The following is an 18,968-nucleotide window of genomic DNA, read 5'->3' as shown; positions in this document are numbered from 1 at the left end:
GGGGAAGCGTCGGACGGGGCGGGGCGCCGGTTACTCGATGACGCCCATGATGTCGTCTTCGCGCATCACCAGGACCTCCTCGCCGCCGACCTTGACCTCGGTGCCCGAATACTTGCCGAACAGGACGCGGTCGCCGACCTTCAGATCCAGGGGGCGCAGTTCGCCGTTGTCCAGGCGCTTGCCCTTGCCGACGGCGAGCACTTCGCCCTGGATCGGCTTCTCGGTCGCGGAGTCGGGGATCACGATGCCGCCCGGGGAGGTGCGCTCCTCATCCCGACGACGGACCACGACACGGTCGTTCAGCGGTTTGATATTCATGTATTTTTTGCTCCTGATGCGGGCCCGGAGCCCGGAAACGGAAAGAGTGTTAGCACTCGGCTATAACGAGTGCTAGTAATTTACGGCAGATTTCGCGGGCGTCAAGCCCCCGCGCTGTTTTTTCGCGTCAGAGTTCCTTTATTAACAACTATACTTACAAGTTAATACGCTTTCCGGCGGCAGTGGGGCAGGGAGCACGCAATCATGCGGTGAGGTCGGATGCGTGTTGTGTCCTTCGGTTCCGCGGTTCCGAAGCCTGCTAAAACTGGATACCGATACCGCCGCCCCCGCCGCCATACCAGCCGCCGCTCCCGCCGCCGATGCCGATGCCGATCCAGGGGCGCACGCGGCCGAGGCCGTCGCCGGACCCGGGGCCCGCCGCGTCCAGGGTCGGCCACAGCCTGACCCGGGCCTTGGCGAGCAGCGGGAGCGGATAGGGGGCGGCCCCGACCTGGCCCTCGCGGATGCCGGTGATCAGGCCGGTGGCGGTGACGGTGCGACCGGGGCGGTAGTCCGCGGTCTCCAGGTAGCCGGGGGCCACGGCGACGAAGCGGCCGATGGGTTCTTGCCCGAGCCGCGGCGCGCCGCAGCGCTCCAGCGGGTAGGCGATGACCGTCAGCTCAGTCCGATCGGCGAGGTTGAGCGCCTCCACCAGGGTGCCGCCCCAGCGCGCGAGCTCGCCCGTGTGCCCCCGGGTGGCGCCGACCTGGGCCGGCGTCAGCGCGGGGTTGCCGACGGCGCCGACGCAGTCGGTCGTCGCGCACCCGGGCAGGCCGAGCGCGGCCAGTAGGGCCAGGGTAAAGCTGACACCAACAGTGTGTGATTTCATCGGGACTCCTGCACTTGGCACGCGGTTTCAACCCGGAAAGAGCAGTTTGGCCGCAAATGAACGCAAAAGAACGCAAATAAACAAGAACCTGGCCGGTGCTGCCCGTTCACCGGCTGCGAGTAGCGTGCGATCATCGCAACTCCGAGATTTATTTGCGTTTCTTTGCGTTCATTTGCGGCCAAATCATCTTTTCCAGGTTCAACGGCGCCAGCGGCCTGACCTCGGCCCCGGCCAAGGTCCCCGCCCCGGCCTTGGCACCGGTCCGTGCCCGCGGTAAGGGGCGTAGCCGCCCCACCCGGGACCGAACCAGGGGCCAATGCCGGGACCCCAGGGGCCATACCAGCCCGGATAGCCGTATCCGGGGTAGCCATAGGGACCATAGGCCCCCGGCGGCGGCCCCTTGGGCCACAGATACCTGGTCTCGACCCTGACCACCGGATAGGCATAAGGGTAGTCCCCCACCGGCCTGGTCTGCACCCCCGCGAGGGTCCCGACCACCGTCAGCGCCCGGTCCTTCTCATATTGCGCCGGGTCCAGAAAACCCGCCACCTGGGCGATGAAACGCCCCATCCCCTCGCCTTGGGTCTGCGGTTCGCCGTCGGCGTCCAGGCGCCGGGCCAGCATCTCGACCTCGGTGGCCGTGGGCAGGTTGGTGACCGCGATGATGGTCCCGCCCCAGCGTACCCGTTGACCCATCAGCCGGGCCGGGTCCTGCTGTGCCTGGGCGACCTCCACGGCCTTGGCGGGGGCCTCGCGGATGGCCCCGGGGATCTGTGAGGTGCAGGCGCCCAGGGCGGTGAGCAGGGTGGCCGCGAGCGTGCGGGCCAGGGCGCGCCCCGGGGACTGGGACTTGCCCGGATCGGCGTCAGGCATGGCTCGGCCCTGGTGGGAGCGGCTTCAGCCGCGACGCGACGCCGCGGCAAGCTGCGACGCCGGGGCAGTTTGCGAGGCCCCGTCGCGGCCGCAGGCCGCTCCCACAGCGTTGCTGCGCAACCTTCACGGCACGGCCTCGGCCTAGTCCTTCCCCCGCAGCCGCCACTGGAAGTGGCTCAGCAGCCGGGACCGGATCTTCTTTTCCTTGTGCTTGCCGGCGGCGGCCAGGCGCTTCTCGGCGACCGCCATCAGGGTCTCCTGGGCGCCCTTGGCCTTGTCGTCGGTCGAGACGCGCTGGGTGTAGGTACCCGCGGCGTCCATCTCCCAGGCGGAGCGCTGGTCCCCGAACTGCACGTCCAGGATGAGGCGCAGTTCCTGGCGCAGTTCCGGGTTCTCCACCGGGGCGTGGACCTCGACCCGACTGTCCAGGTTGCGGCCCATCATGTCCGCCGAGCCGATGAAATACTCCTCGTCGCCGCCGTTCCTGAAATACATGATGCGCCCGTGTTCCAGGAAGCGCCCGACGATGCTGATCACCCGGGCGCTCTCGCTGATCCCGGGCAGCCCGGGGCGCAGCCGGCAGGTGTCGCGGATGATGAGATCCACCCGCACCCCGGCGCGGGTCGCGCGGTAGAGTGCGCGGGTGATCTCCACGTCCTCCAGGGCATTCATCTTCATCTGAATTTGCCCGGAGCCGTCGCGCCGCTGATGCTCGATCTCGCGATTGATCTTCTCGATGATCCCGCGCTTCAGGTTATAGGGGGCGGCCAGGATCTTGCGATAGCTGGGCGGCGGTGAATAGCCGGTCAGGTAATTGAAGAGTTCAGTCAGGTCCTGGCCGATGCCCTCGTCGCAGCCCAGCATCCCGAGATCCGTATAGAGCTTGGCGGTGCCCGGGTGATAGTTGCCGGTGCCGATATGGTAATAGCGGCGCAGTTGCGAATAGTCCCGGCGGACCACGAAGATCAGCTTGCTATGGGTCTTGAGCCCCAGCACCCCGTAATTGACATGGATACCCTCGGCCTCCAGGCGCCGCGCCCAGCCGATATTGGCCGCCTCGTCGAAGCGTGCCTGCAGCTCCACCAGCACCGCCACCTGCTTGCCGTTGCGGGCGGCCTCGATCAGTGAATCCAGGATGGCCCCGGCCGAGGTGCGATAGAGGGTCATCTTGATCGCCAGCACCTTGGGGTCCTCGGCGGCCGTGCGCAGAAAGCGCTCCACCGTGGTGCTGAAGGGCTGATAGGGGTGTTGGAGCAGGATAGGTCCGTTTTCACGGATGATATGGAAGATATTACGCCGGTCATTGGCGAGCAGCGGGTGGTCCACCGGCCGGTGGGGCGCGTCCTTCAGATCCGGGAAGTCGAGCCCCGTGATCTCGAACAGATCGCGCAACTGCATCATCCCTTTGACCTCGACGACGTCCTGCTCCTCATTGAGGCCCAGTTCCGCCGCCAACATACCGCGGTGGACCGGGTCGATGCCTTCCTGGACCTCGAGCCGCACGATGGGGGCGAAGTGGCGCTCGCGCAGCTCCGTCTCGATCATCTCCAGCAGGTCATTGGCGGCCTCGATGTCCGCTTCCACGATGGCATTGCGGGTGACGCGGAACAGCTCCGCGGACTCGATCGCCATGCCTGGGAAGAGCATGTCCAGGTTGGCGCCGATCAGATCCTCCAGGGTCACGAAGGTGGTCCCGCCGTCGAGCGGGATCAGTCGCTTGGACACATCCCGGCTCACCGGCACCTTGATCCGCGCCATATAGGACTCGTTGCCGCCCGGGTAGCGCAGGGTCACCAGCAGGTTCAGGGCCAGGTTGGAGATGAAGGGGAAGGGGTGGGCCGGGTCCATCGCCAGCGGGGTCAGCATCGGGAAGATGTTGGCGCGGAAGTACTCGCGCAGACGCCCCTGGGCATCCGGTGTCAGGTCGTTCACCTTGACGATACCGATGCCGCGCCCGGCCAGCAGCACCATCAGCGCATCGAAGATGCGCTTCTGCTCCACATGCATCTCGCGCACCCGCGTCTGACAGACCCGAAGCTGTTCGCTGGGGGTGCGCCCATCGACGCTCGCGGTGTGCACCCCGGCGCCGATCTGTTGCTTGAGCCCGCCGATGCGCTTCATGAAGAACTCATCGAGGTTGTTGCTGACGATCGCCAGGAATTTCACCCGCTCCAGGAGCAAGTTGCGCGGGTCGTCCGCCTCGTGCAGCACGCGCGCGTTGAAGGCGAGCCAGGTCAGTTCCCGGTTGAGATAGAGCGCCGGGTCGTCGAGGCGCACCTCGTCTAGGGTCGGCGCTGCCTCCGGCAGGGGCTCGAGGTCCTCGTCGTCGTCTGGGATCGGCTGGAGATTACTGGCGCTCATGGAGGGCTCCCTGTCGCGGTGAGTGAACGGGGCTGGTGTCCGCCGCATTCTAGCAACGGCCGGGGGCGGGCGATGATGGAATTATGGCAATTTTGGAGAGCAGTGATCCTGCCGGACGGGCGTCGCGCCCGGGCAGGCGCGGGCGAGGGGCCCTGGGCTCGGGTCCGGCTGAAGCCTCGACCTCCGGTTGGTGGATGCGCCCCCAACCGGAGGTCGAGGCTTTAGCCGGCGGGCGCCGGAGTCCCGTGGAGCGAATCAGCCAAGCTCATCGACCCCACCCGTAGGGTCCGCTGCGCGGACCATCTACCTCGCTCTGAGCGGGGTGGCTGGTACGCTGGAACAAGGCCGACAAACCGGCACCGGCCAGGGGCGCGCAAACGCGGGGGTGGAAAACTGAACCTGTCCGGAGATCAGACCCCGGCACTGCGTGCCGCGGCCCGGCGCGCGAGCTTGTCGAGTACGCCGTTGACATAGCGATGGCCCTCGTGGGCACCCAGGAGCTTGGTGAGTTCGACCGCCTCGTTGATGGCGACACCGGCGGGGATCGCGGGGGAGAAGAGGATCTCGTAGGCACCGATGCGCAGGATGGCGAGTTCCACCGGGTCGACCTGGGTGAGGGGGCGGTCGAGCACGCCGTCCAGCGCCGCGTCGAGCGCAGCGACCTCGGCGGGCACGCCCTTCATCAGGCCGTCGAAGAGTTCCAGGTTGAACTTGAAGCGGTTCTTGGGGTCGACGACGGCGTCTTCCTCGGCCCCGCAGAGCGAGTTGGTGAGGGCGTCCAGCCATTCCGGGTCATTGAGCATGTGCGCGCGGATGGTGGCCGGGTCCTCCCGGGTCAGGTGCCACTGGTAGAGGGCCAGGGCGGCGTAGCGCCGGGCCTGGGTACGGGGGCTGACGCCGACCCGGTCGCTGGGGGGCTTGGCCATGGCGGCCTCAGCCCAACTGCCGCAGCAGGTCGACCATCTCCAGGGCGGACAGGGCGGCCTCCGCCCCCTTGTTGCCGGCCTTGGTGCCGGCGCGCTCGACGGCCTGCTCGATGCTGTCGACCGTGAGGACCCCGAAGGCGACCGGCAGTCCGTACTTGAGGCTGACATGCGCCATGCCCTTGACGCATTCGCCCGCCACATACTCGAAATGCGGGGTGCCGCCGCGGATCACCGCGCCCAGGGCGATGATGGCGTCATAGCCGCCCTTCCTGGCGATACGCTCGATCGCCACCGGCATCTCGAAGGCCCCCGGTACCCGCACGATGGTGAGGTCGGACTCCGCCACCCCGTGGCGCAGCAGGGCATCCAGTGCGCCCTTCTCCAGGTGCTCCACGATAAAGGCATTCCACCGCGCTACCACCAGACAGAAACGGGCCTGGTCGGCGCGCAGGACGCCCTCGATGGTCTTGATGGTCATGGTCCGGGACTCCCGAAGAGCGCTGACAGTGTCTGTTATCACCGCGAAGAGGATTTACCCGCAAATAAACGCAAATGAGCGCAAATGGTCCAGTGGCTGACGGCGACTCAGTGCCGCACCGAAGTGCAAACCCCGGCACTGCCAGGATACGCCTAAGAACATTTGCGTCTATTCGCGTTCATTTGCGGCAATACGATCTAACGCTCGCCGCCGACGTATTCCACGACCTCCAGGTCGAATCCGGAGATGCCGTGCATCGCCTTGGGCGCGCTCATGACCCGCATCTTGCGCACCCCGAGATCGGCCAGGATCTGGGCGCCGATGCCATAGGTACGCAGTTCGCTGCGGTCCTTCGGACGCCGCGCCGGCAGCGGGTCGGGGCCGTCGTGCGTCTGGAGTGTGCGCAGACGGGCCAGGAGATCCAGGGCGCCGTCGCGGTTGCGCAGGATGACGATGACGCCCTGGCCGGTCTGCGCAATCTGCGCCATGACCGACTGTAGGGGCCAGCCGCAGCCGGGGTGACGGGTGCCGAACAGATCGCACAGTGTGTTTTGCAGGTGCACCCGGACCAGGGTCGGCCGCTCGGGGTCGATCTCGCCCATGGTGAGGGCCAGGTGCATCTCGTTGTCGATGTTGTCGCGGAAGGCCAGCACCCGGAAGGTCCCGTACTCGGTGGGCAGTTCGCACTCGCAGACCCGGGAAACCGACTTTTCGTGGCGCACCCGATAGTGGATCAGGTCGGCGATGGTACCGATCTTGATCCCGTGGGTCGCGGCGAACGCCTCCAGGTCCGGGCGGCGCGCCATGCTGCCGTCATCGTTTAAGATCTCGACGATGACCGCGGCGGGCTCAAAGCCGGCCAGGCGGGCCAGGTCGCAGCCGGCCTCGGTGTGACCGGCGCGTACCAGCACCCCGCCCGGCTGGGCCATCACCGGGAAGATGTGCCCCGGCTGGACCAGGTCGGTGGGACTGGCGTCCGACGCCACCGCGGCCCGGATGGTGACGGCGCGGTCGGCCGCGGAGATGCCGGTGCTGACACCCTCGGCCGCCTCGATGGAGACGGTAAAGGCGGTGTTGTAGGGGGTCTGGTTGTCGCTCACCATGAGCGGCAGGCGCAGTCGCTCGCACCGCTCCTGGGTCAGGGTGAGACAGATCAGACCGCGCCCGAAGCGGGCCATGAAGTTGACCGCCTCGGCCGTTACGCAATCGGCGGCGAGCAGGAGGTCACCCTCGTTCTCCCGATCCTCGTCGTCCATGATGACGACCATGCGTCCGGCGCGCAGGTCCTCGATGATTTCTTCGCTGCTGTTCAGGGACATGGGCGGGACTGCCGGAAAAGTCGAGGGAGGGGGCCGGGGCTGCCGACACACGCGGTCCGTGCGCCGCGGCAGGGTGTCCGGGAGGTCAAAACGGAAAAGGGCGGTAACAGATGGCTCCGTTACCGCCCCAGTCACACTTGGTCGGGGCGAGAGGATTTGAACCTCCGACCACCTGAACCCCATTCAGGTGCGCTACCAGGCTGCGCTACGCCCCGGAAAGATCGACAAGGTTACGTGTCGCGGGGCCCGGTGTCAACGTGCAAGCGGCCCCCGGACACGGATTTCTCCCAGTCCCGGTCCGCGGTCACGCGGCCGGGTCGGTTCCCGGGCATTGGGTCGGACGCCGCGACTCCGACTTGTCCTAAAAAGAGTATTTGGCCGCAAATGAACGCAAATAAGCGCAAATAAATCTGCTGGTTAGCATCGTCGTGGGTGTCACCCGGACGGTGAACGTGCAGTAAAGGCCAAGTCACTGATTATTTGCGTCCATTTGCGTTCATTTGCGGCTAAACTGCTTTTTCAGGGATTATCTTTAAGAGACACGCAACGCGCGCCGGCCCCACCCGGCCAACCCGAGGTCCCCCGATGTCCAAACCCTTCCAGTTGGTCGCCCAGTTCGCCCCCGCCGGTGACCAGCCGGAGGCGATCCGCCGCCTGGTCGAGGGTCTCAACGACGGGGAGGCGGCCCAGACCCTGCTCGGCGTCACCGGTTCCGGCAAGACCTTCACCATCGCCAACGTCATTGCGCAGGTCCAGCGCCCGGCCCTGATCCTGGCGCCGAACAAGACCCTCGCGGCCCAGCTCTATGGCGAGATGCGCGACTTTTTCCCGCACAACGCGGTGGAATACTTCGTCTCCTATTACGACTATTACCAGCCCGAGGCCTATATCCCGGCCTCCGACACCTATATCGAAAAGGACTCATCGATCAACGAACATATCGAACAGATGCGCCTGTCGGCGACCAAGGCCCTGTTGGAGCGCCCGGACGTCATCATCGTGGCGAGTGTCTCGAGCATCTACGGCCTGGGCGACCCGGATGCCTATCTCAGGATGGTCCTGCACCTGACGCGCGGCGATGTGATCGACCAGCGCGCCCTGCTGCGGCGCCTGGCGGACCTGCAATACCGCCGCAATGAGATCGAGCTGGCCCGCGGCACCTACCGGGTGCGCGGGGATGTGATCGACATACACCCGGCGGAATCCGACGAGGAGGCGATCCGGATCGAGCTGTTCGACGACGAGATCGAGGCCCTGTCGGTCTTCGACCCACTCACCGGTGAGGTCCTGCGTCGCGTACCGCGCTATACCGTCTTCCCCAAGACCCATTACGCCACCCCGCGCGAGACCATCCTCAATGCCGTGGACGAGATCAAGGTGGAACTGAAGGACCGCCTGATCTGGCTGCGCGACAACGACAAGCTGGTGGAGGCGCAGCGACTGGAACAGCGGACCATCTTCGACATGGAGATGATGATGGAGGTCGGCTATTGCTCCGGAATCGAAAACTACAGCCGCTATCTCTCCGGCCGCGGCCCCGGCGAGCCCCCGCCGACCCTCTATGACTATCTGCCGGCCAATGCCATCGTGGTCATCGACGAGAGTCATGTCACGGTCCCCCAGCTCGGCGGCATGTATCGCGGCGACCGCTCGCGCAAGGAGAACCTGGTCGACTACGGCTTCCGGCTCCCCTCGGCCCTGGACAACCGCCCCATGCGCTTCGAGGAATTCCAGGCGCGCCAGCCCCAGACCATCTATGTCTCCGCCACCCCGCGCCAGTATGAGCTCGACCACTCCGGCGGCGCCGTGGTGGAACAGGTGGTGCGCCCCACCGGCCTGGTGGACCCGGACCTGGAGGTCCGCCCGGCCCTGTCCCAGGTCGATGACCTGCTCTCCGAGATCACCCTGCGGGCCGCCGTCCACGAGCGGGTGCTGGTCACGACACTCACCAAGCGCATGGCCGAGGACCTGACCGAATATCTCAATGAGCACGGGGTCAAGGTCCGCTATCTGCATTCGGACATCGACACCGTGGAGCGGGTCGAGATTATCCGCGACCTGCGCCTGGGCGAATTCGACGTGCTGGTCGGCATCAACCTCCTGCGCGAGGGGCTCGATATGCCGGAGGTATCGCTGGTCGCCATCCTCGATGCGGACAAGGAGGGCTTCCTGCGCTCCGAGGGATCATTAATCCAGACCATCGGCCGTGCCGCCCGCAACATCAACGGCAAGGCGATCCTTTACGCGGATCGCATCACCGGCTCTATGGAGCGCGCGATGGGCGAGACCGAGCGCCGCCGAACCAAACAGACCGCCTTCAACCTGGCCCACGACATCACCCCCCAGAGCATCCAAAAGTCCGTCGCCGACATCCTGGAAGGCTCCACCCCCGGCGCCCCCCGCTCGGCCCGCGCCTATGCCCGGGTGGCCGAGGAGATCGCCGAGTACGCCAACCTCACACCGGTGCAGATGGCGAAAAAAATCAAGGCCCTGGAAAAGGAGATGTACGGCTACGCCAAGGACCTGGAGTTCGAGAAGGCGGCGGCGGTGCGGGATCGGATCAAGGAGTTGCAGGGAAAAGGGTTGGCGGTGTGACGGGGTGGGTGCCGTGGTCATCGCGAAGCTTGCGCATTCGACAGGGCCCCCGGTATCCTCCACCCTTGAACGTTCTGGAACGCCTTGCGAGGGCATTCGCCGATTTTGGATACTGGAATGGTGCGAGCCGTTGGCCGGATGCCTTTCCATAGACTGACCCGCTGTTACCGCTGCCCGCCGCGGCGCCTCCCGCCAATGACCAGACCCTGTTGGACCTGCGGCTCAGCGATGCCGTCCCCGCGACGGTGGCGGTGGACCCGGTGGTACAGGCATTGCGAACCCTGGGCCTGACCGCCGCCGCCCCCGACCCGCTGGCGGCGGTGTTGCTGCAACTCCTGCGTGAGTCGCGCGCACGCGAGGTCTTTGCCAAGGCTGAAGCCTTGGACTCCAGAAGGTGGCCGTCGGCCGGAACCATGATCAAGGCCATTGTTCCTGTCACTGATCCATGCGGCGCAAAGCGCCGCGACTCTGGGGGCGCCGCACCCCAGTGCGGTCCATCCCGGCAGCAAATCGCAACGCCGCGATGGACTTGCAGGTAAGGCCCCGAATGGCGCTATGAACGTCAGGCGAGATGCTTTTCGAGCGGTTGCAATTTTTCGGCACTGGTTCAGTTTGGTTCTTCCTTATCCTTATGTTTTTGTAGTATTTTTATAACCTGGGCTGTCGAACTCTAAGGACCTCATCCCACGAGAGTCCCTGCTGGAGAATCCCCAGAGCCACCGCAGGAACCTGTTTTGTCGTGAAGTGGCTGCGAATAAAGTTATGGACAATCCACAACATATCCAATGTTCTTTGCAAACCAGAAATGCTCTTCGCGTACGTATTCGTTCGGCGGCGATAAGCAGAATTCTTTCGCCGAAATGAAGCGTTCGATGCTTCCAAATGATTAGCATGAATATCGGCTGGCGTCACATCTTGATCGGTTTCTGGATGCTCCGGATGAGGGGTTTCGTATTTGGGACGCGAGTGCCCCGTTCTATCAGTTCCTTTCCCTTTATTCTTAAGGCGCACCTTCACACCGCGACGAAGCACTTTCGGTGGGCGGCCGCGTTTTCCGGTTCGCAATACTTCGTGGCAAATTTCAAACAGGAGATTGCCATACCGACGTTCCCCGTCGGTGACTAGAGTGACATCGCCAGTACGCAGGATGACATCTCTAAGTATTTGTATGGCATATGAAAATAGGCTGCGATCCTTTTTCCCGCACTGAAGCGCCCAGATAAATCGACTTGCCCTTTCCATCAGTACGATCGTCCAGCCTTCACAATCCTCCGGGGGGACATTCCTATTCACTTTCGTATAAAGCTCATCACCTTCGATCAGTTGCTCAATAAAGGTGTGCGTCAGGGCATATATGACCAGCACATCCTTGCAATCGGCCAGGCGACGCTCCCATAGGAGCAACGTATTCTTCGCAATCGCGAAGGCCCGGCAGGCGGCGTTCAAGCCGATCCCCTCAGTGCGCGTTTTGAGCACTTGAATGATGAAGCTGGTCGGTTTCCTGAGCCCCTCGATAAGGGTGGCTTTGGTCTCGGAAAAGAGCCTATTGCAACTTTGACATCGCCACAGCAAACGCGTACCGTTATGACCGGTTTGATACGTCTTGTGATGCCGACAATTCTGTGAATTGCAATGAGGGCATGTCCATTGTCCGTTCAAGAAGTTCTCACTTATTCAAAAAGTGACGGAAACCCGCGCCGAACTAGATATATTACATATATTTCAATGTCTTGTAAACAGGAATTAAACTGAACCAGTGCCTAACTGCATGACCATGACCGAATAGTGATGGCCGACCGGCGGGGACAGCGCAAGGTGTGGTGGCTCATCCGCTGGTTCGTCATCCGCCGGCGCCGCGGCCTCTTCGGCTCCCGTTCGCGCACGCTCCGCCTTTAGCGCACGCGCCTTCCACTGCGCGCGGCTGTGCTCCAGATCCCGAATCTTGACCTCCGCGGCCCGCAGGCGCTGCTGCCGCTCCAACGCTTTCGCCTTCCAGGCATCACGTGATCGCTGGAACAGGTTGGCCAGACGGCTCGCTGGGCTCTTGAATGCATTCATCACGTCGTGCGTGCTCCGGCAAGGCGGTCAGATCACCGCGCCAGTAGACTGATCAAGCGTTCGTCGTTTGTCAACGGCTTGGCATGAGAAAGTGTCGCACGCGTCATCGTACTCCCCCAAGCACAGAACCGACCGCCGGGCCTTCCAGGCAACACGCTTCTTGCATCGACTTTTCGGCGCCTTTTTAGGTCAGATTGAACACCCTAGCCTCCGGCCGGCCCGCAATCGTCGTTCGGGCAAGATCGAACCGGCACATGCCGCAGGCCGACGCATGACGGGGCCAGGGCTCGAAACGGCCGGTTGAGACCGTCCAGGCGCTGAACCTCCGATGCCGCGTTCCCCACGCGGCCCGTCGCGGCTGAAGCCGCTCCCACAGCGTCGCTGCGCGACTTTCACGGTAAAGCCTCGATCTTCCGGTCTTGCAATGCCGGGCGGGGCCTCTTGCCCCGCCCGGCGGCCGGCGCCATCCGCGTGGCGCAATCCAGTCAGCAGGGGCACCGCCCGCCGCTGCGCTCCGCGCTCGGGTACCGCGCCTCCAGGCAGTAGCGGTAGAAGGCCTCGCGGGTCAGCGGGGTGACTTGCGGATGGCGCGAGCGCATGTGGTCCAGGTAATACTCATAGTCGTGGATGCCGACCACCAGACGGCAGGTCTGCACGACCCGCTTCGCCACCTCTTTGAGGCCGGTCAGCCAACTCGAGCCCAGGCTGTAGCGCTCGAACTGTGCCTCCGACATTGGTACGGACCGCGGGTCGCGCGCGCGGAGCCCGGCCGCGTAGCGGGCGTAGGCGTCGTCCAGGGACGGCGCCGCGCTTTGTCGGTCGGGCCCGGTCAGGTCGGTCAGGTCAGGCATAAGCGACCCCCTCGCGGTAGACCACGGGGGTTTCCCTGGCGGTCGGGGTGGGGCTGGCGAGCGCCCGGCGGATGGCCCCGACGGCGGCGATGGCGAGTGTGATCGCAACGATCATGAAGAAAGCGCACATCGCCGCATTGACCTGGTTGTTGAAGGCGACACGGGCCATTTCCTCCAGGGACTTGGCCGGTGCCAGTACCTTGCCCTCGGCCGCGGCCTCGGTGAAGCGGCGGGCCAGGGCGAGGAAGCCGATGTGCCAATCGTTGCTGAAGATCTTCTGGTAGCCGGCGGTCATGGTGGTGACCAGCAGCCAGGTCGTCGGCACCAGGGTCACCCAGGCATAGCGCCCCTTTTTCATCTTGAACAGCACCACGGTGCCGATGATCAGTGCCATCCCGGCCAGCATCTGATTGCCGATGCCGAACAGCGGCCACAGCGAATTGATGCCGCCGAGCGGGTCGGTCACCCCCTGATAGACGAACCAACCCCAGCCCGCGACCGCCACGCTGGTGCCGATCAGGTTGCCCGCCAGGCTGCGCGTGCGCTCCAGGCTGGGGATCAGGATGCCGGCCAGGTCCTGCACCATGAAGCGGCAGGCACGGGTGCCGGCATCGACCGCGGTGAGGATGAACAGGGCCTCGAACAGGATCGCGAAGTGATACCAGAAGGCCATCATCGCCTTGCTGTTGAAGAGATCGGTGACGATCACCGCCATGCCCACGGCGAAGGTCGGGGCCCCGCCGGCGCGCGACAGGATGCTGGTCTCACCCACGTCCTTGGCAATCTGCGTCAGGGCCTCCGGCGTGATCACGAAGCCCCAGTTGTTGATCGCCTGGGAGGCCGATTCCACCGTGGTGCCGATCAGGGCGGCCGGCGAGTTCATCGCGAAATAGACACCGGGGTCCAGGACCGAGGCGCAGATGAGCGCCATGATCGCCACCAGCGACTCGCCGAGCATGCCGCCATAGCCGATGAGGCGGGCCTGGCTCTCGCGCTCCACCAGTTTCGGCGTGGTACCGGAGGCCACCAGTGCATGGAAGCCCGAACAGGCGCCGCAGGCGATGGTGATGAACAGGAAGGGGAACAGTGCGCCGGAAAACACCGGGCCGGTGCCGTCGATGAAGCGCGTGACGGAAGGCATCTTCAGTTCGGGCAGGGCGATCAGGATGCCGATCGCAAGCCCCACGATGACGCCCAGCTTGAGGAAGGTGGAGAGGTAGTCGCGCGGTGCCAGCAGCAGCCAGACCGGCAGCACCGAGGCGACGAAGCCGTAGGTGACCAGCGCGAGCGTCAACTGCGGACCGGTGAGGGTGAAGAAGGGTCCCCAATAGGCATCCTGGGCGATGTCCCCGCCATAGACGATCGCGGCCATCATCAGGACGAACCCGATGACCGAGATCTCGGCGATGCGCCCCGGGCGGATGAAGCGCATGTAGATGCCCATGAAGAGCGCGATCGGGATGGTCGCCGCGATGGTGAAGGTGCCCCAGGGGCTCGCGGTCAGGGCCTTGACGACGATGAGCGCCAGGGCTGAGAGGATGATGATCATCACCGCGAGGGTTCCGAGCATGACGATGGTCCCGATGGTGGGACCCAGTTCTTCCTTGGCCATCTCACCGAGTGACCGCCCGTCGCGCCGCAGCGAGATGAAGAGGACGAGAAAGTCCTGTACCGCCCCGGCCAGCACCACCCCCACCAGGATCCAGATGGTGCCGGGCAGGAAGCCCATCTGTGCCGCCAGGATCGGGCCGACCAGGGGGCCGGCCCCGGCGATGGCGGCGAAGTGGTGACCGAAGACGACATACTTGTTGGTCGGGACATAGTCCAGACCGTCGTTGCGGCGCTCGGCCGGGGTCAGCCGGCGATCGTCCAGCTCGAACACCCGTTCGGCGATGAACTTGCTGTAGAACCGGTAGGCGATCGCGTAGCAGGACACCGCCGCCAGCACCAGCCAGGCGGCATTGACGGGCTCGCCGCGGCTCAGGGCGAGGATGGCAAAGGCGCCGGCCCCCACCAGGGCCACGACCAGCCAGATGACTTTCGACTTTACATCATTCGACTTCACATCACTCTCCTGTCGCTCGTGTCAGAGGGTTGAATGATCGGGACTGTGCGACTCGGCAACCAGGGCCCCGCAGCGGCGCGCAAAGCGGCGGACCACCGCCGCCATGCGCCACTGAGACTCCCGGTCCAGGTCCGCCCAGGGGCCGCGCCAGTCCAGGGTGCAGGTCAGTTGCGACCCGTGCGCGGCCGTGCCGAGCGCCAGTTGCAGCACCAGTTCCACCGGTAGTGCCGTGGCAGACCCGGCGCGCTGGATACGCAACTCGATCCCCCGGCTCGCCAACTGGGGCGGCTGCATCGTCAACTGCGCCGCCCCGTCGGACGCCCCGGCACCGCCACCCCGGGATGCCTCGCGCAGGGGGATCGCCAGTTCCTGTTCGCCGAAGTGCGCGATCAGCCCGGTGATCTCCTCCAGTCGGGCCAGGGCGCGGCGCAGCGCCCGGGGGTCCGGGGCCTCGTCGCGGACCTGGCGATCCAGGACCTGGCGGAGTCGGTCGAAGGCCTTGGGGATAATGCCGCCATGCAGGCCGCGCCGCAACAGACCGTTCAGGGTGTGGCCGTGTGTACCCAGGCGGGCCCTGGGCACGGGGTGGGCGCGGTTGGCGCCGTAGAGCCGCCAGTTCTCCTTGAGTTCCCAGAACAGGAAGCCGAAGAGCCCGGGCAGGAGGAACAGCGTGACGGCGATCAGCGGCAGGGCGATGGGGGCGGGCAACAGGGGTGAGAGTCCGGCGTGCAGCCCCCTGCCGAGCGTTGGGAGCAAGGGCAGCAGTAGCTTGTGGCCCAGGGTGACGACGGGGAAGTGCTTGATCGGGTTGGTCTGGGGCTCGATCAGGACGACGACGTAGAATTGCAGTGCCGCCTCCCAGGCCGTCCACAGGGGGGCCGCCAGGGCCTTGAGCAGGGTGACGCCGGGGACCTCGCCCAGGCGCGGGCTCAACCGGGTGCGGATCTGGTGCAGTCCCTGGTCCAGGGTGCGCAGGCCCCGCTTGAAGAACTCCATGACGGGGGCGATCAGGTCCGCCAGCCGCTCCTGCCGCAGCAACTCCCTGAACTGGCGTCCGGCGGTCGCCAGGTCGTCGAGTTGGCGGCGCCCCGCCGGGGTGTCCCGCAAGCGGGTGCCCAGCGCATAGGCCAGTGCCAGCACCGCCGTCCAATGCGCGGGCCCGGACGTTCCCGGCGTGACGAGGAACCACAGGACCGCCAGCGGCAGCAGGGGCAGGAGGCCGATCGTCACAGGGGCCAGAATGCCCCCCAGCAGGGCCCGGACCAGGCGACGTTCAAGGAGCCATCGCACGGGGGCTGAGCGCAACAGGCGGGGCAGGCCGGTCAACAGCAGCAGGCGGGTCAGCCACGCCGCCCCCCGCCAGAGGCGGCGGGCCCAGCGCCGGCCGGCATCGGTGTTGGCGCTCGCACTCAAGACCGCCGCCAGGAGCAGGACCACCCAGGGGGCGGTCAAGGGGGGGTGGCTGCTGTCCCACAGGTCCCACAGGAGTGCCGTGACCGCCAGGGCGGCCCAGGCGGCGAGCACCGGCAGCAGCACCAGGCGCAGGCCGCGCCGCCCGCGCCGGGTCCCGAAGAGGGGTGCGCTCAGCCGCTGCAGCCCCTTCACATAGAACTCACCGGGTCGATAGATCCCGGGCAGAGCCCGTGCCGCGGCCTGATCGAAGTAGCCCAGGCGGTCGCCGTGTCGCCAGTCTCCCCATTGCGCATCGGGCAGACTCAGGGTGTCCTGGTTCAGCAGGTCGCGCAGATCGGCGAACCGCAGTTGCCGCTGCCGCCGGATCAGGCGCGCCAGGGAGTCGGCGAGGCGGCGGCCGGCGAGCCGACCCGCCGGGTCGGCGGGGACCAGTCCGGCCGTCTCCAGGACCTCCAGCAGGCGGGCGCGCAGGCGCTCCTGGAGGCCCCCGTCGATGCGCCCCGCGAGCGTCGCCAGCGGCGCCCCCAGCCGGTCCAGGTCGGCCACCGGCCAGGGCAGTTCCTCCAGCAGGCGGCGGGCGCTGTCAAGGGCGGCCAGGGCCTTCAAAGGACCCTGGAAGGGCAGGACCTGGCGTGGCCCGGCCGGCGTAAACCAGGCGCGTAGCCTGATCCGATAATAGGTGGTGCGGCCCTCGCGCAGGGCCGTTTCGAGTTGGCCGAGCAGTGTCTGGGCCGGGCGGGCGGCGGCCCCGCGCTCGGCCGCCAGGCGTCGGAGCAACTCGCCCAGTTCATCGGCGGTGGCGGGGGACAGGCGCCAGGTCGCGGCCAGGACGTGGGCGAAGGCCTCCGCCGTGGTCCTCTGGCGCTGATCCAGGAGCCGCAGCACCGGGTCCGCGGTGTCCTCACCGGCGCCGTCGCCGGGCCCGACTGCCACCTCATAGCGGGCGCGGAGCGCGGCCAGGTGCCGCAGGGCGGCGGCGAAGCGACCCTCCCAGTCCGCCCGCTGGGCTGCCGCAGTGGCGGACCTCAAGGTTGCGATCAGGGCCAGGAGTGCCCTCCCGGCGAGCGGCGGGCGCTCGCGGGCCAGGACCCTGGACAGGGTGTCCCACAGGTCGAGCAGCCCATCGAGCGGGGCTTGCAGGGCCTCTGCCAGGCCCGCCCCGAGGCGCGCGAGGCGGCCCGGCCGGCGACGGATCGCGGCCCCCCGGTGCAGGGCGAGGAGGCACCGGGACTGGACGTCCGAGCGGGATCTGGCGCCTGGGTCAGGACCAGCGTCCGGTAACACCCGCGCGGCCAGTCCCGGGGTCGTAACCGGTGCGGTCCCCGCGGGGGCCGGATCCGGCGGCGCGCAGACGGGGGGCTCGGCTTGCACCAGCCAATTGCAGGCCCCGGTCAGCCGGTCCGGATCGGAGCGGCCATAGGGCAGGTCCGCGGGTAGCTGCAGGCACAGTCCGGGGGTGCCGCAGATAACCGACGGGCGGGTGCGCTCCATGGCCTGGGGCAGCCGGCCGCCGGACCGGGGCGGGGGCAGGTCCAGCCCGCTCTCTTCCAGCCACCGATCCACCGCGGCCCAGTCCGGCACCGCGGGGAAGCAGCAGCCGCGGCTACCGGGGGCGAAATAGCGCAGGCGCACCACCCGGGCCACGAACGCGCGACCCAGTTGTGCCTCGTCCGCCACCGCCTCCGGCACCCCGTCGCGGGCCAGGACCTCCCGGGCCTCGGCGAGCGCGGTGCCGCCGATCAGGGTCGTGAGTGTCGCGGGGCCGAAGTGGGTCAGGTCCTGGTTGTCGTCCCGGGCCGTTTGCCAGGTGCGGGCCACCTCGCCCTCGAAGCGCCGCGCCCAGTAGTCCCGCAGCAGGGACCGCTGCGGGGTGGCCCTGAGCACCGGTGCACCCGGCATCGGCAGGAGTATGACCCACTCCGGCAGGCGCAGCCCCTCGATGACCGACAGGGCCTCGGGGTTTTCCGCTTCCAACCCCTGCAGGAAGGGGCCGCGGGCCATCAGGTGGTAGCAGACCTCCATTGCCCCCCGCGGTGTACCCAGTCCGTGCAGCCGCTCGATGGCCCGGGGATGGAAAAGAAAGACCCCCTCGGCGGGGCGCAAGACCCAATGGCGAAAGGCCTCGGCGTTGACCGGACGGTACGGTGCCGGGGGGGGCGGGTGGGGGTGCGTTGGCGGTGACAAGGCAGCGCCTCGCGGCATGATCAAAGGCGTATCTTGGCACGCGGCGTTGCAGCGCGCCCGTCATTACCGCACGGCGCATTGGCCGCGGCGAGGGGCGCGCGGCGGCGGTGCCTGGTCCGCACAGCGGACCCTACAGGAAGTCCGGCAGGACCTTGCGGATCGCGGCCGGGTCCTGGGTGGCCAGGCCCTTGTCGATCTCCGCAACGATCAGTTGGCGCAGGGCCGGGGACTCATGGTGGCGGAGCATCCCGAGGAAGGCGGGGGCGGCGACCACATAGAGCTTGCGGAACTGCCCCTGATTGCGTGCAGTTTCCAACTCTTCGCAGACCTGGGCGGCGAAGCGCTCGGCAATGTCGTGTTTGTGGGGGCGCTCGCCGCTCAAGCCATGGCCGGCGACGCCCGGGTTGCGGTCCTGTCCGGCCCGGTCGGTGACCAGATCGCCTTCGTGCAGGCGCGCCTCGGGGGAGGTCAGGGTGCGGACTTCGTGCAGCGGACCGGCGGCCTTGTCGGCGGTGAAGATACGTGCGCGGCTGTTGTCTGCGACCAGGATCCAGGTGGGCATGGCGTGAACTCCCCTCAGGCGGTAGCTGGGTGGACCGGGCGGGTGCGGCCCGGGCGGCGGGCAGACCCCGCGGCCGGTGTCTCGGCGAGGTGCCGTGGCTTAAGTGTAACAGCAGGGTCGGCGTCTGGACGGCCTG

The 18,968-nt window shown here is 66.7% G+C and carries 14 protein-coding genes and 1 tRNA gene; 1 reads left to right on the top strand and 14 read right to left on the bottom strand.

Annotated elements, in window-relative coordinates; genetic code table 11:
- Nucleotides 1–30: 30 nt before the first annotated feature.
- The 8 genes from THSYN_RS26285 to THSYN_RS26250 all read right to left on the bottom strand — a co-directional run bounded on the left by THSYN_RS26285 (nucleotide 31) and on the right by THSYN_RS26250 (nucleotide 7,319).
- Nucleotides 31–318, bottom strand: a complete 288-nt coding sequence (locus THSYN_RS26285; RefSeq protein WP_100921733.1) for a co-chaperone GroES — start codon at nucleotides 316–318, stop codon at nucleotides 31–33.
- A gap of 259 nt (nucleotides 319–577) precedes the next feature.
- Nucleotides 578–1,147: a Slp family lipoprotein gene (locus THSYN_RS26280; protein ID WP_100921732.1), complete on the bottom strand. Its 570-nt coding sequence runs from the start codon at nucleotides 1,145–1,147 to the stop codon at nucleotides 578–580.
- A 198-nt stretch (nucleotides 1,148–1,345) separates the two neighbouring features.
- The gene (locus THSYN_RS26275; protein ID WP_100921731.1) at nucleotides 1,346–2,020 is read right to left on the bottom strand and encodes a Slp family lipoprotein; all 675 of its coding nucleotides are present in this window, start codon (nucleotides 2,018–2,020) and stop codon (nucleotides 1,346–1,348) included.
- A 141-nt stretch (nucleotides 2,021–2,161) separates the two neighbouring features.
- Nucleotides 2,162–4,381 carry a polyphosphate kinase 1 gene (gene ppk1, locus THSYN_RS26270; protein WP_100921730.1) on the bottom strand — a complete coding sequence of 740 codons (2,220 nt, stop codon included), beginning with the start codon at nucleotides 4,379–4,381 and terminating at the stop codon, nucleotides 2,162–2,164.
- A gap of 410 nt (nucleotides 4,382–4,791) precedes the next feature.
- Nucleotides 4,792–5,307 (bottom strand): transcription antitermination factor NusB, encoded by a 516-nt coding sequence (gene nusB / locus THSYN_RS26265; protein ID WP_100921729.1) that lies wholly within the window; start codon nucleotides 5,305–5,307, stop codon nucleotides 4,792–4,794.
- A gap of 7 nt (nucleotides 5,308–5,314) precedes the next feature.
- Nucleotides 5,315–5,785: a 6,7-dimethyl-8-ribityllumazine synthase gene (gene ribH, locus THSYN_RS26260; RefSeq protein ID WP_100921728.1), complete on the bottom strand. Its 471-nt coding sequence runs from the start codon at nucleotides 5,783–5,785 to the stop codon at nucleotides 5,315–5,317.
- Nucleotides 5,786–5,982: 197 nt separating this feature from the next.
- Nucleotides 5,983–7,104 (bottom strand): bifunctional 3,4-dihydroxy-2-butanone-4-phosphate synthase/GTP cyclohydrolase II, encoded by a 1,122-nt coding sequence (ribBA, locus tag THSYN_RS26255; RefSeq protein WP_100921727.1) that lies wholly within the window; start codon nucleotides 7,102–7,104, stop codon nucleotides 5,983–5,985.
- Between the two features lie 138 nt (nucleotides 7,105–7,242).
- Nucleotides 7,243–7,319, bottom strand: a tRNA-Pro gene (locus THSYN_RS26250).
- A gap of 370 nt (nucleotides 7,320–7,689) precedes the next feature.
- Between THSYN_RS26250 and uvrB the strand changes: the two genes are divergently transcribed.
- Complete coding sequence (uvrB, locus tag THSYN_RS26245; RefSeq protein ID WP_100921726.1) at nucleotides 7,690–9,699, top strand: excinuclease ABC subunit UvrB; 2,010 nt, start codon at nucleotides 7,690–7,692, stop codon at nucleotides 9,697–9,699.
- Between the two features lie 648 nt (nucleotides 9,700–10,347).
- Here uvrB and THSYN_RS26240 read toward each other — a convergent pair.
- From THSYN_RS26240 to THSYN_RS26215, 6 genes are all read right to left on the bottom strand, one after another.
- A complete protein-coding gene (locus tag THSYN_RS26240) occupies nucleotides 10,348–11,358 on the bottom strand; it encodes an IS1 family transposase (protein WP_100917404.1) in 1,011 nt (336 codons plus the stop codon).
- An 84-nt stretch (nucleotides 11,359–11,442) separates the two neighbouring features.
- A complete protein-coding gene (locus THSYN_RS26235) occupies nucleotides 11,443–11,757 on the bottom strand; it encodes a hypothetical protein (RefSeq protein WP_100921725.1) in 315 nt (104 codons plus the stop codon).
- A gap of 485 nt (nucleotides 11,758–12,242) precedes the next feature.
- On the bottom strand, nucleotides 12,243–12,608 hold the full coding sequence (locus tag THSYN_RS26230) for a YbdD/YjiX family protein (RefSeq protein ID WP_100921724.1): 366 nt from the start codon (nucleotides 12,606–12,608) through the stop codon (nucleotides 12,243–12,245).
- On the bottom strand, nucleotides 12,601–14,673 hold the full coding sequence (locus THSYN_RS26225; protein ID WP_100921723.1) for a carbon starvation CstA family protein: 2,073 nt from the start codon (nucleotides 14,671–14,673) through the stop codon (nucleotides 12,601–12,603). The genes THSYN_RS26230 and THSYN_RS26225 overlap by 8 nt, the downstream gene beginning before the upstream one ends.
- A 21-nt stretch (nucleotides 14,674–14,694) precedes the next feature.
- A complete protein-coding gene (locus tag THSYN_RS26220; protein ID WP_157817942.1) occupies nucleotides 14,695–18,270 on the bottom strand; it encodes a sulfite exporter TauE/SafE family protein in 3,576 nt (1,191 codons plus the stop codon).
- A gap of 130 nt (nucleotides 18,271–18,400) precedes the next feature.
- Nucleotides 18,401–18,832: a host attachment protein gene (locus THSYN_RS26215; RefSeq protein ID WP_100921721.1), complete on the bottom strand. Its 432-nt coding sequence runs from the start codon at nucleotides 18,830–18,832 to the stop codon at nucleotides 18,401–18,403.
- Between the last annotated feature and the right edge of the window lie 136 nt (nucleotides 18,833–18,968).

Source organism: Candidatus Thiodictyon syntrophicum, from assembly GCF_002813775.1.
In the GTDB taxonomy this organism is placed as follows: Bacteria; Pseudomonadota; Gammaproteobacteria; order Chromatiales; family Chromatiaceae; genus Thiodictyon; species Thiodictyon syntrophicum.
The sequence above is the reverse complement of the archived record's forward strand: the minus strand, read 5'-3'. Positions and strand labels throughout refer to the sequence as shown.